This is a genomic window from Kitasatospora terrestris, from assembly GCF_039542905.1.
GTDB lineage: Bacteria > Actinomycetota > Actinomycetes > Streptomycetales > Streptomycetaceae > Kitasatospora > Kitasatospora terrestris.
On sequence record NZ_BAABIS010000001.1, the window covers coordinates 2,200,198 to 2,216,012 of the forward strand.

General features: G+C 75.2%; 13 protein-coding genes and 1 pseudogene. 10 read left to right on the plus strand and 4 right to left on the minus strand.

Translation table 11 applies throughout. From position 1 onward, the window contains the following. Positions 1-106: 106 nt before the first annotated feature. Entirely contained in the window at positions 107-1,087 is a 981-nt protein-coding gene (locus ABEB06_RS10155; RefSeq protein WP_345696492.1) for a polysaccharide deacetylase family protein, read from the plus strand. A gap of 9 nt (positions 1,088-1,096) precedes the next feature. Here ABEB06_RS10155 and ABEB06_RS10160 read toward each other — a convergent pair whose 3' ends face one another. After that, positions 1,097-1,816, minus strand: coding sequence for a TetR/AcrR family transcriptional regulator (locus tag ABEB06_RS10160; RefSeq protein WP_345696493.1), 720 nt, complete (start codon positions 1,814-1,816; stop codon positions 1,097-1,099). 210 nt (positions 1,817-2,026) lie between these two features. On the opposite strand from ABEB06_RS10160, the gene ABEB06_RS10165 reads away from it, so the two are divergent. After that, positions 2,027-3,502, plus strand: a complete 1,476-nt coding sequence (locus ABEB06_RS10165) for an APC family permease (protein WP_345701797.1) — start codon at positions 2,027-2,029, stop codon at positions 3,500-3,502. After that, entirely contained in the window at positions 3,499-5,136 is a 1,638-nt protein-coding gene (locus ABEB06_RS10170; protein ID WP_345696494.1) for an amidohydrolase, read from the plus strand. The genes ABEB06_RS10165 and ABEB06_RS10170 overlap by 4 nt, the downstream gene beginning before the upstream one ends. A gap of 97 nt (positions 5,137-5,233) precedes the next feature. On the opposite strand, the gene ABEB06_RS10175 is transcribed toward ABEB06_RS10170, so the two are convergent. After that, positions 5,234-6,241 (minus strand): LacI family DNA-binding transcriptional regulator, encoded by a 1,008-nt coding sequence (locus ABEB06_RS10175; protein WP_345696495.1) that lies wholly within the window; start codon positions 6,239-6,241, stop codon positions 5,234-5,236. A gap of 189 nt (positions 6,242-6,430) precedes the next feature. Here ABEB06_RS10175 and ABEB06_RS10180 point away from each other — a divergent pair, with 189 nt between their 5' ends. The 7 genes and pseudogenes from ABEB06_RS10180 to ABEB06_RS10205 all read left to right on the plus strand — a co-directional run bounded on the left by ABEB06_RS10180 (position 6,431) and on the right by ABEB06_RS10205 (position 13,303). Further along, entirely contained in the window at positions 6,431-8,056 is a 1,626-nt protein-coding gene (locus ABEB06_RS10180; protein ID WP_345696496.1) for an ABC transporter substrate-binding protein, read from the plus strand. After that, positions 8,056-9,018 (plus strand): ABC transporter permease, encoded by a 963-nt coding sequence (locus ABEB06_RS10185; RefSeq protein ID WP_345701798.1) that lies wholly within the window; start codon positions 8,056-8,058, stop codon positions 9,016-9,018. Before ABEB06_RS10180 ends, ABEB06_RS10185 begins: the two co-directional genes overlap by 1 nt. Then, entirely contained in the window at positions 9,015-9,884 is an 870-nt protein-coding gene (locus ABEB06_RS10190) for an ABC transporter permease (RefSeq protein WP_345696497.1), read from the plus strand. Before ABEB06_RS10185 ends, ABEB06_RS10190 begins: the two co-directional genes overlap by 4 nt. Continuing rightward, positions 9,884-10,444: pseudogene (locus ABEB06_RS39330) on the plus strand (ATP-binding cassette domain-containing protein); the annotation flags it as partial. The gene ABEB06_RS10190 and the pseudogene ABEB06_RS39330, both read left to right, overlap by 1 nt. Positions 10,445-10,567: 123 nt before the next feature. Continuing rightward, the gene (locus ABEB06_RS39335; RefSeq protein WP_425559767.1) at positions 10,568-10,861 is read left to right on the plus strand and encodes an oligopeptide/dipeptide ABC transporter ATP-binding protein; all 294 of its coding nucleotides are present in this window, start codon (positions 10,568-10,570) and stop codon (positions 10,859-10,861) included. Between the two features lie 175 nt (positions 10,862-11,036). Then, positions 11,037-11,873: an ABC transporter ATP-binding protein gene (locus ABEB06_RS10200; protein WP_345696499.1), complete on the plus strand. Its 837-nt coding sequence runs from the start codon at positions 11,037-11,039 to the stop codon at positions 11,871-11,873. Next, on the plus strand, positions 11,870-13,303 hold the full coding sequence (locus ABEB06_RS10205) for an amidase (RefSeq protein ID WP_345696500.1): 1,434 nt from the start codon (positions 11,870-11,872) through the stop codon (positions 13,301-13,303). The genes ABEB06_RS10200 and ABEB06_RS10205 overlap by 4 nt, the downstream gene beginning before the upstream one ends. 227 nt (positions 13,304-13,530) lie before the next feature. Here the strand turns inward: ABEB06_RS10205 and ABEB06_RS10210 are convergent, their stop codons facing one another. Beyond that, positions 13,531-14,229 (minus strand): exonuclease domain-containing protein, encoded by a 699-nt coding sequence (locus ABEB06_RS10210; RefSeq protein WP_345696501.1) that lies wholly within the window; start codon positions 14,227-14,229, stop codon positions 13,531-13,533. Positions 14,230-14,369: 140 nt separating this feature from the next. Continuing rightward, positions 14,370-15,626: an SAV2148 family HEPN domain-containing protein gene (locus ABEB06_RS10215; protein ID WP_345696502.1), complete on the minus strand. Its 1,257-nt coding sequence runs from the start codon at positions 15,624-15,626 to the stop codon at positions 14,370-14,372. Positions 15,627-15,815: the final 189 nt, after the last annotated feature.

Sequence of the window (15,815 nt, forward strand, 5' to 3'; positions counted from 1 at the left end):
GGCGTGGCGCACACCCGTACGGAACCAGCCCGTTCGTGCCCGGCGTCGTATCCGCCAGACGCCCCGTCCAAAGGCGGCCGGTACGACGTCAGGAGTCGTCACCTTGGTGATCCACCACACTCTCAACCGTCGCCGCCGCGCCCTCGGGGTCGGCCTGTCCGCCCTGCTGGCGCCCGCCGTGCTGGTCGCCTGCGGCGGCCCCGGGCACGGCTCGTCCGCCGGCGACGCCGCGGGCCGCCCCTCCGCGTCGGCCCCGCCGTCGGCGTCGCCCTCCCCCGCCGCCTCCACCTCGACCGCGCGCTCGGCCCCGAACCCCTCCTCGCCGAGCAGCACTCCCGGGGCGGACGACGCGGACCCCACCCCGACCCGGACCCCCGCGCCGCAGACCGCCGAGCCCTCGGCGACCCGCCCGCCGGGCTCCCCGTCGGCCTCCGCGACGGCCCCCGCCACGCCGCGCCCCTCCGGACCGCCCGGCGGCGTCCCCGTGCCCGGCTCGGTGCTGCACCACACCGCCTCCGGCGGCCGCACCGTCGCGCTGACCTTCGACGACGGCCCGGGGCCGGCCACCGGGGCCGTCCTCGACCTGCTCGCCCGCTACGGCGCGCACGCCACCTTCTGCCAGGTCGGCAAGAACGTCGCCGCCGATCCGGCGATGACCCAGCGGATCCTGGCCGGCGGGCACCGGCTCTGCGACCACACCGTCGACCACCCGCAGCCGATGCACGCCCTCCCGCACGACCGGCAGGTCGCCGAGATCGCCGACGCCCGGGACACCATCGTCAGGGCCGGCGGCCCCGGCACCCAGGTCACCTGGTGGCGCGCGCCCGGCGGCGACTTCACCGCCGAGAACGTCAAGGCGGCCACCGACCTCGGCATGAAGTCGCTCGGCTGGACGGTCGACCCGCGCGACTGGTCCCGCCCCGGCGTCCCGGCGATCGTCGCCACCGTCCAGAAGGACCTGCGGCCCGGCGGCGTGGTGCTGATGCACGACGGCGGCGGCGACCGCAGCCAGACCGTCGCCGCGCTGGCACAGCTCCTGCCGTGGCTGGTCGCCCAGGGCTACACCTTCGACTTCCCGGCCTCCTAGGCCGGTCCGTCAACCGCCCTCCGCGGTGCGGTGGCCGGCCAGTCGGGCGGCGACGGCGTCCAGCAGCAGGTCCAGCGCGAACGGGTAGCCGCTGCGGCCCATGTCGGCGACCAGCAGGCCGGCGGTGGCCGCGATGTGCGGGTGGGTCTCGGCCGTGAGGTGGGCGTAGGCGTCGGGCCACACGTCGCGGTCGGCGTTGCGGGCGGGTTCGGGGAGGGCCTGGGCCGCCGCGTCGAGGGCGGCGAAGCCCAGGGCCTGGTCGACGAAGGCGTGGTAGACCCGGACCGCCTCCCGGTCGGGGAAGCCCGCGTCGCGCAGCAGCCCGAGGATGGCCTCCACCGCCCGGGTCTCGTTCTCGCGTCCGGTGGTGCGGTGGGCGGCCAGCACCGCGGCCTGCGGGTGGGACTGGTACGCCGCGTGGATCCGCAGCCCGATCTCCCGCAGGTCGGCCCGCCAGTCGCCGGAGGGCCGCCAGCCGGCCTGGGCCCGGCCGATCAGCTCGTCGGCGACCGCGAGCAGCAGGTCGTCGGCGTTGCGGAAGTACCGGTACAGCGAGCTGGGGTCGGCGCCGAGCGCGGCACCGAGGCGCCGCACGGTGAACGCCTCGGTCCCGTGCTGCTCGACCAGCCGCAGCGCGGTCCCGATGATGACCTCGCGGGTGAGGACGGTGCCCTGCCGGGTGGGGCGGCGGCGCCGGCGCCGGTCCTCGGGTACGACTCGATCGCTCATGCCTCCCGAGCTTATGACAACAGCATTGACGTGTGAAGCGCCTCACGGGTTTCATGAGCTCGCTACCGGACCGGGCGCCGCGCGCCCGCTGTCCGAGCCCTCCCCCACCTGGCACTTCCTCCCCCATACCTAGGCGGTGATCCGTTGGCACCCACGGTGAAGGACTCCGGAGCCGGCCCCAGAGCGGGCCTGCACAGCTCCCAGCCGGCGATGCGCCGCTCGCTCGGCGTGGCCGGCGGCGTGGCACTCGCCGCATCCAGCACGGCCGCCACCACCAGCGTCGGCATCGGCCTGGGCCTGATGGCCGCCATCGTCGGCCTGCACCTGCCCGCGCTGATGCTGCTGGCCTTCCTCCCGGTCCTGGCCATCGCCGGCGGCTACGGTCGGCTCGGCCGGGTCGAACCGGACGCCGGCTCCAGCTACCGCTGGGTCGGCCGGACGCTCAACCCGTGGCTCGGCTTCCTGACCGGCTGGGTGAACACCGTCGGCACCGTCGTCTTCATGGCGTACACCACCACGGTGACCGGCTCCGCCGTCCTCCAACTGCTCGGCCAGGCCGGCCTGCACGGCGTCGCCGGGCTCACCCTGGACCCGGACTCCACCGTGCAGTCCACCCTGCTCGGCCTGGTGGTGCTGATCGCCGCCGCCGTGGTCGCCGTCCGCGGCCTGCACCACGCGACCCGCCTGCAGAACGTCCTGCTGGTCTTCGAGTACGCGGTGCTGCTGGCCTTCTGCGGCTACGGCCTGGTCGTCGGCGACCAGCCGTTCTCCTGGGACTGGTACAACCCGTTCGCCATCCCGTCGATGGCCGCCCTCGCCCAGGGCATGGTCCTCGCGGTGTTCTGCTACTGGGGCTTCGAGTCCGTCTTCAGCGTCGGCGAGGAGGTCCGCGACCCGCGCGACGCCTCCCGGTCCGGCTTCATCGCGCTGACCGTGATGCTGCTGCTCTTCCTGGTGGCCGGCACCGCCTTCCAGCGGGTCCTGCCGCTCGACGAACTGGCCGACAACGGCGCCCGCGGCCTGGCCTACTTCGGCGAGAAGCTCGCCGACCAGCCGCTCGCCGCCCTGCCGCTGGTCGCCCTGATGTTCTCCGCCGCCGCCTCGCTGCAGGCCTCGGTCATCCCGACCGCCCGCGGCATGTACGCGATGGGCCGCGACCGCACCCTCGGCCCGGTCTGGACCCGGATCCACCCCAGGTACGGCACCCCCGCCACCGGCACCTACCTGATCACCGGCATCGCGGTCGCCCTCGCCCTGCTCTCGCTGGTCATCCCGACGGTCAACGACCTGATCTCCGCCGCCGTCAACGCGATCGGCATCGTCGTCGCCCTGTACTACGCGCTGGTCGCGACCGCCGCCGCGAAGCGCTTCCGGCACCTGCTGCGCAGCAACCCGCTGGAGGGCCTGCGCGCCGTCGTCGCGCCGCTGCTCGGCGCGGCCGCCCTGCTCGCCGTCGGCGGCTACCTCGTCTGGACCTTCTGGGACTCCGCCGACCACTTCGAGCTCTCCGCCGACAACGGCTGGTTCGAGCTGCTGGTGCCGGTCCTGATGATCGCCAGCGGCCTGGCCGCCGCCGCCTGGGCCCGCTGGGTCCGCAAGGCGCCGTACTTCTCCCCCGACTACAGCCCGGCCTCCGCCACCGACCCGGACGCCGCCCCCGCAGACGCACTGGAGCGCCAGCCATGACCAAGGCCGACCTGGTCTTCACCAACGGTCCCGTCCACACCGGCGACCCCGCCCGCACCCGGGCCACCAGCCTCGCCGTCACCGGCGAGCGGATCACCGCCGTCGGCCACGACGAGGTCCGCGAACTCGTCGGCCCCGGCACCGAGGTCGTCGACCTGGACGGCAGGCTGCTGCTCGCCGGCTTCCAGGACTCGCACGTCCACGCGGTGTTCGGCGGCGCCGAGCTCGCCCAGTGCGACCTCACCGGCACCGTCGGCGTCGACGACTACCTCGCCCGGATCCGCGCCTTCGCCGCCGCCAACCCCGAGCGCGCGTGGATCACCGGCAGCGGCTGGTCCATGGAGAGCTTCGCGGGCGGCCTGCCCACCCGGCAGCTGATCGACTCCGTCGTCCCCGACCGGCCCGTCTACCTCACCAACCGCGACCACCACGGCGCCTGGGCCAACACCCGCGCCCTCGAACTCGCCGGCCTCACCCGCGACACCCCCGATCCCGCCGACGGCCGGATCGAGCGCGAGGCCGACGGCACCCCCAGCGGCGTCCTCCAGGAGGGCGCCACCGGCCTGGTCGCCCGGCTGATCCCGCCCAGCACCGCCGCCGACCGCCTGGCCGGCCTGCACCGGGCCCAGCAGTTGCTGCACTCCCTCGGCATCACCGGCTGGCAGGACGCCCTGCTCGGCGTCTTCAACGGCCAGCCCGACCCTTCCGACGCGTACCGCACCGCCGCCCTCGACGGCACCCTCACCGCCCGTGTCACCGGCGCCCTCTGGTGGGACCGCGAGCGCGGCGCCGAGCAGATCCCCGAACTCGTGGAGCGCCGGGCCGCGTTGAGCACCGGGCGGTTCCGGGCCGGCTCGGTGAAGATCATGCAGGACGGCATCGCCGAGAACTTCACCGCCGCCATGACCAGCCCCTACCTGGACGGCTGCGGCTGCGCCACCGCCAACTCCGGCCTCAGCTTCGTCGATCCGGCCGCGCTGCGGTCCCACGTCACCGACCTCGACGCGCTCGACTTCCAGGTGCACTTCCACGCGCTCGGCGACCGCGCCGTCCGCGAGGCGCTGGACGCGGTCGAGGCCGCCGTCGCCGCCAACGGCCGGCGCGGCAACCGCCACCACCTCGCCCACCTGCAGGTCGTCCACCCCGACGACATCGCGCGCTTCGCCCGGCTCGGCGCGATCGCCAACATCCAACCGCTGTGGGCCGCCCACGAGCCGCAGATGGACGAGCTCACCATCCCGTTCCTCGGGCCCGAACGCGCCGCCTGGCAGTACCCGTTCGGCTCGCTGTACCGGGCCGGCGCCACGCTCTGCGCCGGCAGCGACTGGCCCGTCTCCAGCCCCGACCCGCTGGCCGGCATCCACGTCGCCGTCAACCGGATGGAACCCGACGCGACCGACGGGCGGGTCTTCCTCCCCGAGCAGCGCCTCGCCCTCACCAGCGCGATCGCCGCCTACACCGCCGGGTCCGCCCACGTCAACGGCCACCCCGACGCCGGCAGCCTCCAGCCCGGCCACCTCGCCGACCTCGTCGTCCTCGACCGGGACATCCTCACGGCCGACCCTCTCACCATCGCCGACACCAAGGTGGAACGCACGTACGTCGGCGGCCGGTTGGTCCACAGCCGGGACTGACGCGGACCCGCCGCTCCGCGCCCCGCCAGGGGCGCGGAGAACCGCGCGAGCGACCCGCCGCGCACTCGCGGCCGCCGACGGCGGGCACGCCCCGCGCTCAGCGCAGCGAACTGGCCCGGAGCGTCAGCTCCGTCCGGACCAGCCGTCCCGTCGGCGCGGGGTCGCCGCTCTCCAGGGCCGCGACCAGCAGCTCCACCCCCGCCTCGGCGACCTGGGTGGGCCGGAGGCTGAGCGTGCTGACCGGCGGGTCGGCGTGCTCGGCCGAACCGTCCTCGCCGGCGCACACCACCAGCAGGTCCCGCGGCACGGCCAGCCCGTGCCGCCGCGCGGCGTCGAGCACCAGCGGCGGCGCCACCTCCGCGACCACGAACAGCGCGTCCGCCCCACCCCCCAACGCCCGTTCGACGGCGGCGACCACCGCCCCGTTCCCGGGCCGCTCCGCCAGCACCGACCGATCCTCCACCCGCCGCTCCTCGCACCAGGACCGGTACGCCTCCCCCGACTCGCGGTGGAACCGGGTCCGCGCGTCCTGCGACACGAAGGCGATCCGCCCCGCCCCCTGCTCCCGCAGGTGGTCGAGGACCCCTCGGACCGCCTCGACCGTGTCGATGTCCACCCAGTGCGCGCCTTCGCGCCCCTCCACGGACCGGTCCGTGAAGAGCGGGATCCGCGCCTGCAGGAAGTCCTCCACCAGCGGGTCGTCGATCAGCGGGTCGGCGACGATCGCCGCGTCCAGCGGCAGGTCGTTCCACTCGTCGGGCGTGGCGCCGCTGGGCAGCAGCACCAGCGCGTAGCCGTGTTCCAGGGCCGCGGTCGCCGTGGCGCTGGTGAGCTGCGCGAAGTAGGGCGATTCCATGTACGACCCGGCCCCGGCCGGGTATTCGCCGACCGCGAAGCCGATCAGCCGCGCGTGACCCGCGCGCAGCAGCCGGGCGGTGGCGTTGGGCCGGTAGCCGAGCGCGCGTGCGGCTTCACGGGCGCGTTCCCGGACGGCGGGTGAGAGCCGGCCGGTGCCGTTGAGGGCGGCGGAGACGGTGGTCTTGGACAGGCCGGCCTCGCGGGCCACGTCGACGAGCCGGATCCGGGGGCGCGGGGTGTCGGTCATGCACCGAATGCTGCCAGCCCGGCCCGCCCGCCGTCACCCCTCCTCCGGCGCCCCCGCCACCTTTGCAAAACCGTTCCCGCAAACCGTGTCGCACCCCTTGTGCGGGAACGTTCCCGCATCAATACTCCTCAGCACTTCCCCAGCACGCTCCCCAGCACCCCGCCAACCCCTGAAAGGGGTGGACCCGCCATGCGCGTCCCCAGACCGGCCGCCCTGCTGGCCGCCACCGCCCTGGCCCTCGCCACCGCCGCCTGCTCCGGCGCGGCCAGGCCGACGGCCACCGACGCGGCGTACACCGCCGCGCCCGACACCCCGCCCGCCAAGGGGCCGATCGCGTCGTTCACCTGGTCGCTCTACGCGGAGCCGTACTCGCTCGACTACGCGCAGGCCTTCGACTACCCGCCGAACACCGTGCTGGCGAACGTCTGCGAGCAGCTGTTCCGGGTCACCCCGGACCTGAGGATCGAGCCGTCGCTCGCCCTGAAGTCCACCAACCCGGACCCGCTGACCTGGGTGTACACCCTGCGCGAGGGCGTGAAGTTCCACGACGGCGCGACGATGACCGCCGACGACGTGGTGGCGAGCCTGCAGCGGCACCTCGACCCGGCGACCGGTTCGACCTGGGGGTCGGCGTTCAAGAACGTCTCCTCGATCGAGAAGACCGGCCCGCTGGAGGTGACCATCCGCCTCACCAAGCCGGACGTGCTGCTGAACGAGCTGCTCGCCGCCTCCCCCGGCACCGTCGAGTCGGCGGCCCACCTGGCCAAGGCGGGCAAGGACTACGGCTCCCCGCAGGGCGGGGTGGACTGCACCGGCCCGTACGCGATCGACAGCTGGGCGCAGGGCGAGAGCCTGACCCTGAAGAAGAACCCGGCCTACTGGGACGCGAAGCTCGCGCCCAAGGCCGACAGCGTGAAGTTCGTCTTCATCAACGACCCCACGGCCCGGGCCAACGCCTGGCTGTCGGGCACCGTCGACGGCGGCTACATGGTGCCCACCTCCTCGCTGGCGCAGCTGCGCTCGACCGGTCAGGGCAAGCTGTACTTCGGCCCGAACACCGCCGCCAGCGAGCTCGCGGTGCTCGACTTCAAGGGCACCCTCGCCGACCTGAAGGTCCGCCGGGCGCTCTCCATGGCGCTGGACCGCGCCTCCATGGTCAAGGCCGCGGTGGGCGGGATCGGCACCCCGGCCAAGGCGCCGTCCGCCCGCGCCGCGTGGGCGACCGCCCCGGACCGGACCGAGGGCTACTTCGCCGCGCTCCCCGAGCCGGCGTACGACGTGGCGGCCGCCGAGAAGCTGGTCCGGGAGGCCGGCGCGAGCGGCAAGAAGGTGGTCCTGGCGACCAGTTCGCTGGCGCCCGAGATCAGCGTGGTCGCCAACGCCGTGCAGGCGGCGGGCCGGCGGATCGGCCTGGACGTGGAGCTGAAGCCGGTCGCGCCGGACCAGTACACCTCGCTGTTCACCGACCCGAACGCCCGGGCCGGCCTGGACCTGGTGATCACCAACGGCTACACCAACAGCCCGGACCCGCTGGAGTTCTACCAGTCGTTCCACACCGGCGACTTCGCCAACTACGGCAACTGGTCCGACCCCGAGTTCGACAGGCTCTTCGACCGCGCGGTGGCCGCCGCCGACCCGGCCGCCCGGGCCGACCTGACCGCCGAGCTGCAGAAGATCGCGGTCCGCGAACTGGTCGCCATCCCGCTCTACGAGTCGCCGTACACCGTCTTCCTCGGCTCCAGGATCGCCGGTGCCACGGCGAGCATCTCGTCGCTGTACTACCCGTGGGCCGCGACGATCGGCGCCGCGCGCTGATGGCCCGCTACCTCCTCGGCCGGCTCCTCGGGTTGGCGGGGGTGCTGCTGGCGACCTCGTTCCTGGTCTTCAGCGCCGTGCACCTCGCCCCCGGGGACCCGGTGGCCTTCCTGCTCAACGGGCGCCCGGCCTCGCCCGCCACGGTCGCCGCGCTGCGCGCCCAGTACCACCTGGACGACCCGTTCCTCACCCAGTACCTGAAGTGGCTCGGCGGCGTGCTGCACGGCGACTTCGGCCGCTCGGTGCAGTTCCGCCAGGACGTCGGCGCGCTGATCGGCGCCCGGCTGCCCGGCACCCTGCTGCTGGTCGGGTACGCGGCGCTGCTGGTCGCCGTCGGCGGCGTGCTGCTCGGCGTGCTGGCGGCGCTGCGCCCCGGCCCGCTGGACCGCGCGGTGCTGATCGGCACCGGGGTGGCCACCGCCACCCCGCCGTTCGTCTCCGCGATCGCCCTGGTCTCGCTGTTCTCGGTGCAGTTGGGGTGGTTCCCCGGCCCGGGCTCGACCGGCAGCGGCCTCGGCGGCCGGCTGTACCACCTGACGCTGCCCGCGTTCGCGCTGGCCGTCACCCTGGCCGGCCTGCTGGCCCGGGTGACCCGCTCCGCGATGCTCGACGAACTGGGCCGCGAGCACGTCGAGGTGTCGCGCTCCCGCGGCGTCGCGGGCCGCTCGGTGGTGCGCCGGCACGTGCTGCGCAACGCGCTCGGCCCGATCGTCACGGTCGGCGGCACCATGCTGGCCGGCCTGCTGGTCTCCACCTCGATCGTGGAGACCGCGTTCAACGTCACGGGGGTGGGCCAACTGCTGGTCCAGTCGGTCTCGGTGAAGGACTTCCCGGTGGTGCAGGCGGTCACCCTGCTGGTGGTCGCCGCGTTCGCGGCGGTCAACCTGGCCGTGGACCTGCTCGCCCCGCTGATCGACCCCCGGCTCACCCTGCGCCGCGGGGCGAAGGGAGGGACCGCATGACCGCCACCGCGCTGCCCGAACTGCGCCGCCGGCCCGGCGGGCGGGCCCTGGCCCTGCTCGGCCGGGGGCCGCTGTTCACCGCCGCCCTGCTGGTGCTGCTCGCCCTGGTCCTGGTCGCGGTCGGCGCCCCGCTGCTCGCCCCGGCCGACCCCGAGGCGCTCGACCTCGGCGCCTCCCTGGTCGGCAGCAGCGCCGACCACCTGCTCGGCACCGACCAGTCCGGCCGCGACGTGCTCTCCCGGCTGCTCTTCGGCGCCCGGACCGGCCTGCTCGGCCCGCTGCTGGTGGTCGGCCTGTCCACGCTGCTGGGCACCCTGCTCGGGGTGCTGGCCGGCTGGCGCGGCGGCTGGGCGGACGCCCTGCTCTCGCGCACCATGGACCTGGTCTTCTCCTTCCCCGGCCTGCTGCTGGCGATCATGTTCGTGGCGGTGTTCGGCTCCGGGATGACCGCGCCGGTGATCGCCATGTCGGTCGCCTACACCCCGTACGTGGGACGCCTGGTGCGCGGCATCGCCCGGCAGGAGAAGGCCCGCCCGTACCTGGAGTCGTACCTGGTCCAGGGCTGGTCCGGCTGGACGATCTGCCTGCGGCACCTGCTGCCCAACATCGCGCCGACGGTCTTCGCCCAGTGCGCGATGAACTTCGGCTACGCGCTGATGGACCTCGCCGCGCTCTCCTTCCTCGGCTTCGGCGTGCAGCCGCCCGCCGCGGACTGGGGCGCGATGATCAACGAAGGGCAGTCGGCGCTCCAGCAGGGCGCGATGCTGCCCGCGCTCGCGCCGTCCGCGTGCATCGTGCTCGCCGTGGTGGCGTTCGGCATCGTCGGCGAGGGCCTCGCCGACCGAGTGGCAAGGCGGGAGCGGTGATGACCGACCATCGGAACGTCCTGGAGGTCGACGGGCTCACCGTCCAACTCCCCGAGGGCCAGGCCGCCCGGCCGATCCTGGACGGGGTCACCCTGCACGTGCGGCCCGGCGAGACGGTCGGCCTGGTCGGCGAGTCCGGCTCCGGCAAGTCGGTGGCCTGCCGCAGCGTCCTCGGCCTGCTCCCCGAGGGCGCCCGCGCCGACGGGCGGATCCGGGTCGGCGGGCGCGAGGTGCTCGACCTCGGCCCCGCCGGGCTGCGCGACCTGCGCGCCCGCCGGGTCGCCATGGTCTTCCAGGACCCGCGCGCCTCGATCAACCCGCTGCGCCGGGTCGGCGACTTCCTCACCGAGGGCCTGCGCGCCGCCGGGACGCCCGCCGCCGAGGCCGCCGCCCGCGCCGAGGAACTGCTCGACGCGGTCGGCGTCCGCGACCCGCACGGCGCGCTGCGCCGCTACCCGCACCAGTTCTCCGGCGGCATGCTGCAGCGCGTGGTGATCGCCGCCGCGCTCGCCGGACAGCCCGAACTGCTGCTCGCCGACGAGCCCACCACCGCACTGGACGTCACCACCCAGGCCGAGGTGATCGCCGTCCTCACCCGGCTGCAGGCCGACCGCGGCACCGGCATGCTCTTCGTCACCCACGACCTGGAGCTCGCCTCAGCCGTCTGCGACCGGATCTACGTGATGTACGCCGGCCGGATCGTCGAGGAGCGCGCCGTCACCGAGCTCTTCGCCCGGCCCCGGCACCCGTACACCGCCGGACTGCTCGCCTGCACGCCCCGGCTGGAGCCCGGCGCCGCCCCGCCCCGGCCGATCCCCGGCCGCCCGGTCTCGCTCGCCGAGGCCCCGGCCGGCTGCGCGTTCGCCGCCCGCTGCGCGCACGCCGAGGACCGCTGCCGCACCGAGCCCCCCGCCCTCACCCCGCACGGCCCGGGCCTCGCCGCCTGCCACCGCGCCGACGAAGGGATCCTCCCGTGACCCGCCCCCGCCACCCCGGCCCCACCACGCCCGCCGGCCGCCCCGCGCGCAGCGCGCGGCGCCCCCGCCTCCCGGCCACCGGCCCATCCGCTGCCGCTCCCCGGCCCCTCGGCCACGCGGCCGCCACCCGGTCCCGCTCCGCGGGGGCGTCCGCCCCGACCGCCGGGAGGCGGCCGTGACCACCGCCCCCTCCGGCCTGCTGGTCTCCGGTCTCGGCAAGCGTTTCGGCCCGCACACCGCCGTCGACGACGTCTCCTTCACCCTGCCGCCGGGCGGCTCGCTCGGCATCGTCGGCGAGTCCGGCTGCGGCAAGACCACCACCGCCCGGATGCTGGTCGGCCTGGAGACCCCGGACACCGGCACCGTGCTGCTCGACGGCCGCGACCGTTCGGCCCGTCCGCGCGGCCGGGCCGAACGGCTGGCCCGCGCCCGTGAGATCCAGATGGTCTTCCAGGACCCGTACCTCTCGCTCGACCCCCGGATCACCGTCCGGGACTGCGTCGAGGAGGTGCTGCGGCTGCACTCCCCGCTGACCGCCGCCGCCCGCCGCGACCGGGCCGCCGACCTGCTCGACCGGGTCGGCCTCGGCGAGCGCGAGGCGGCCGCGCTGCCCCGCCGGCTCTCCGGCGGACAGCGCCAACGCGTGGCCATCGCAAGGGCGTTGGCCGCCGAGCCGAAGGTGCTGATCCTGGACGAGGCGGTCGCCGCACTGGACGTGTCGATCCAGGCGCAGATCCTCGACCTGCTGGCCGGCATCCGCCGGGACACCGGCCTGTCCTTCCTCTTCGTCAGCCACGACCTGGCCGTGGTCCGCCACCTCACCGACCGGATCTGCGTGCTGCGGGCCGGCCGGGTGGTCGAGTCCGGCGCCACCGAGGCCGTCCTGGGCAACCCCCGACACCCGTACACCCGGCTGCTGTTGGCCTCCGTCCCCCGCCCCGGCTGGCGTCCGGAGCACATCGCCGAGCAGCGCCGCTCCCTGGCCGCCCCCACCGAGGACCTGGTGCCATGACCGAACTCGCCCACCTCCCCGCCACCGAGGCGCTGCGCCGCTTCCGCGACCGCTCGCTCTCCCCGGTCGAGCTGATGACGGCGGTGATCGAGCGCGCCGAGGCGGTCGAGCCGACCGTCAACGCCCTGGCCGAGCGCACCTTCGAGGAGGCGCTGGCCGCCGCCCGCGCCGCCGAGGCGCGGTACGCGGGCCGGGGCGAGCCGCCCCGGCCGCTGGAGGGCCTGGCGGTGGCCACCAAGGAGGAGCAGCCGATCGCCGGCCGCCGCGCCACCGACGGCTCGCTCGCCCTGCGGGACGAGGTCGCCGAGCACACCCACCCGGTGGTGGAGCGGATCCTGGCGGCCGGCGGCATCGTGCACGCCCGCACCACCACGCCGGAGTTCAGCTGCGCGGCGTTCACCCAGTCCCGGCTGTGGGGCGTCACCCGCAACCCGTGGAACCCGGCGTACTCGCCCGGCGGCTCCTCCGGCGGCGCGGGAGCGGCGCTGGCCTCGGGCAGCACGACGCTGGCGACCGGCTCCGACATCGGCGGTTCGATCCGGCTGCCGGCCTCCGCGACCGGCACGGTCGGCTTCAAGCCGCCGTACGGCCGGGTGCCGGCCATGGCGCCGTTCAACCTCGACACCTACTGCCACGACGGCCCGATGGCCCGCACGGTCGGCGACTGCGCGCTGCTGCAGAACGTGATCGCCGGCCCGCACCCGCTGGACGCGGTCTCGCTGCGGCCCAAGCTGGTCCTGCCGGAGGAGTTCGAGGGCGTCGCCGGGCTGCGGGTCGCGCTCTCGGTGCACCTCGGCGACTGGCCGGTCGACCCGGAGGTGGCGGCCAACACCCGCGCGGTCGCCGAAGCGCTGCGCGCCGCCGGGGCGGTGGTCGAGGAGGTCGAGGTGGGGATCACCCGGGCGCGGGTCCGGCGCGCCGCGATGATCCACTTCGGTTCGGTGTTCGGCCCGTACGTCTCCTCGGTCGCCGCCGAGCACGCCGAGCTGCTGACCCCGTACGCGCTGGCCTTCGCCGAGGAGGCGGCCGGTTTCGTCGCCGAACCGGGCGCGTTCCTGGAGGGGTTGGCCCTGGAGGGCGAGATCCAGGCCGTCCTGGGCGCGTTGCTGGACCGTCACGACCTGCTGCTCTGCCCGACGATCGCGATCCCGGCGTTCGCGGCGGACGACGACTACACCGTCACCGGGGTGGAGGTGGACGGCGTCCTGCTGGACCACTACATGGACGCCGCGATGACCACGGTCTTCAACATCGCCAGCCGCTGCCCGGTGCTCGGCGTCCCGTCCGGCTTCGCCTCCAACGGCGTCCCGACCGGCGTGCAACTGGTCGGCCGCACCTACGAGGACGCCACCGTCTTCCGCGCGGCCGCCGCCGTCGAGGCCCTCCGCCCCTGGCCGCACGTGGCCCCCGGCGCCCTCGTCGGCGCCTGAGGGAGGCCGCGGCCGGGGCGGTGGCGGCGCCGGGGGCGCGGCAGGCCGTTCCGCCGGTCGACCACCGGGGCGGCGCCGGCCGGGAGCGTGATCCGCGCTCGGAGCTCCTCCTGCCGGCGGTGCCGAGGAGCTGCCGGCCGCCGGGACGGGCCGGGAGGCGCTGGGCGCACCCGATCCGTTCGCCCGGTGCCGGACGACGTCCCCGTCCGCACCTGGAACCCCTGCGGCTACCGGACCGGCCAGCGCGGGTCTATCACCACGTCCGCGTCCTTGCGCCGCAGGAACTCCTGCAGGCCCTGCGCCCACTCCCGGTGCCAGCCGATCTGCCGCTGGTGCAGCTCCTCCGGCCGCAGCTCCCCCGCCTGCCGCGGGAAGCGCTCGCCGAGCGCGACCGCGACCCGCACCGCGGCCAGTGCGTCGCTGCCCGCCTGGTGCGCGTCCAGCAGCTCGACCCCGTACACCTCGCAGACCCGCTGCAGGGTGCGCGAGCCCTTGCGGTACTTGTCCAGCGCCCGGTCGATCACCATCGCGTCGACCACCGGCCCGACCGGACCGCCGAGCCGCTCCGCCAGCGCGGGCCGCCCGTACCGGCGCAGCTCCGCGTCGAGCAGCGAGAGGTCGAAGGCCGCGTTGAACGCCACCACCGGCCGCCCCGCGGTGAGTCGCTCGCACAGCGCGGCGGCTATCTCCTCCACCGCCTCGGCGGCGGGCCGGCCCCGCTCGCGGACGTACCCGTCGTCGAGGCCGTGGATGGCGGTGGCCTCCGCGGGTATCGGCACCCCGGGGTCGAGCAGCCAGTTGGCGGTGGACTCCAGCCGCCCCCCGACCGTGTCCACCAGGGCGGCGGTGACGATCCGGGACTCCTCCGGATCGGTGCCGGTGGTCTCCAGGTCGAATCCGACCAGTGGCCCCTTCCACCAGGTCATAGGCGTGTCCTTCCGTCGTCGCGCGGTCGCCGTCGCGGCGACGGTGACCATCATCCCGTGCCGCAGTGACAACCCCGGCGCCGGCCGCCGCCCCGGGGGCGGCCGACCCCGCGCGGCGCCCGCACGGAGCCGGCCGTCCGCTAGGAAACGGCCCGCGAATCCGCCCAGACGCCCTCGAACTCCTCGCGGTAGACCTCCAGCAGCCCGGGCTCCGGTCCGGTGCCGTTGCGCAGCACCAGCGCCGGGGACTCGATGCCGCGCGCCCGCCGCAGGTAGGGCTGCACCACGCCGAGGTCGCTGGAGCGCCGCCGCCCGCCGCCCGGCCCGGCCAGCCGCGGGCCCTCGACCAGGTAGGCGGTGAAGCGCGGCATCTCGTCGAACACCCGGATCTCGAACGCCCCGGGGTCGCGGAGCCGGGCCCGCACCCGCCGCACGTGCATGATGTTCATCTCGATCGAGCGCCCCAACTCGCCTCGGCCCAAGCCGAGTTCGCGCTCCCGTCGGCGGACGGCGCTGCTCGCCGGGTTGAGGAAGAGCAGCCGGACCCGGCACCCGTCGCCGGCCAGCCTGACCAGCCGCTTGCCGGTGTAGTTCTGGCACAGCATGCCGAGGCCGATGCCGACCGCGTCGAGGCGCCGCGCCCCGTCCAGCAGGTCCTCGACCGGCAGGTCGCGCTGCAGGCGCACCCGGTCCGCGTGCACCGCGACCACGTCGGCGTACCGGCCCGCGACCAGTTCCTCCACCACGTCGGACGGCAGGCCGCCGTGTCCGCCGTCGAGCAGGGCGAGAAGTCGCGCGGCCGCCCGCTCGGTCTGGTCGAGGACGGTCTGCGAGAGCGAGCGGTTGCGCGAGACGACGTGCCGGGCGACCTCCAGTTCGTCCAGCGCCAGCTCCACCTCGCGCCGGTCGACCAGGTACGGCTCGAAGCACGGCCAGTGCTGCACCATCAGTTCCCGCAGCTGCGGGAGCGTCAGGAAGACCAGCGGGTCGTCGTCGGCCGGGTCGAGCAGGTAGCCCTTGCGCCGGCTGACCTCGCGGACGGCGCCGGAGCGGTGCACCCACTCCTCGCCGGCCGGGCCGGCCGCGGCGGTGACCCACTCCTCGCCGTGGGCGGGGGCGTAGACCGGGCGCAGGACCTCGTCGACGAGGTCGCGCATCCGCTGCTCGACGAGGTTCAGCCAGACGTAGGCGCGGCCGGCCAGCCGGACCCGGCGGTAGGCGTCCTCCCACTGGCCGGAGCTCCAGGCGAGGGTGGGGCCGTCGACGGTGGGCTGGGGGGCGAGCGGGCCGCGGCCCGGGCTGCCGGGGCGGATCACCAGGGTGGGCGCCTCGCTCCGCCCGGTGAGCGGATCCTGGCCGTCGGGGCCGCCGCCCCTGCCGCCGGCGGGGAACCCCATGCGCTACCTCACCTCTCGCTGCCGCCACACCACAGAGGGTGACGGTGCGTCACTCCGGACGATCAAGGGTATCGCCCGGCGGCGCCGGGTGGCAGCCGTTGCCCCACACCGGCGGCATCACGGGACCCGGCCCGTCCCACCCGAAACACCACGGACACCCGTTCGGGCGAACTACTGCCAAATGGATGC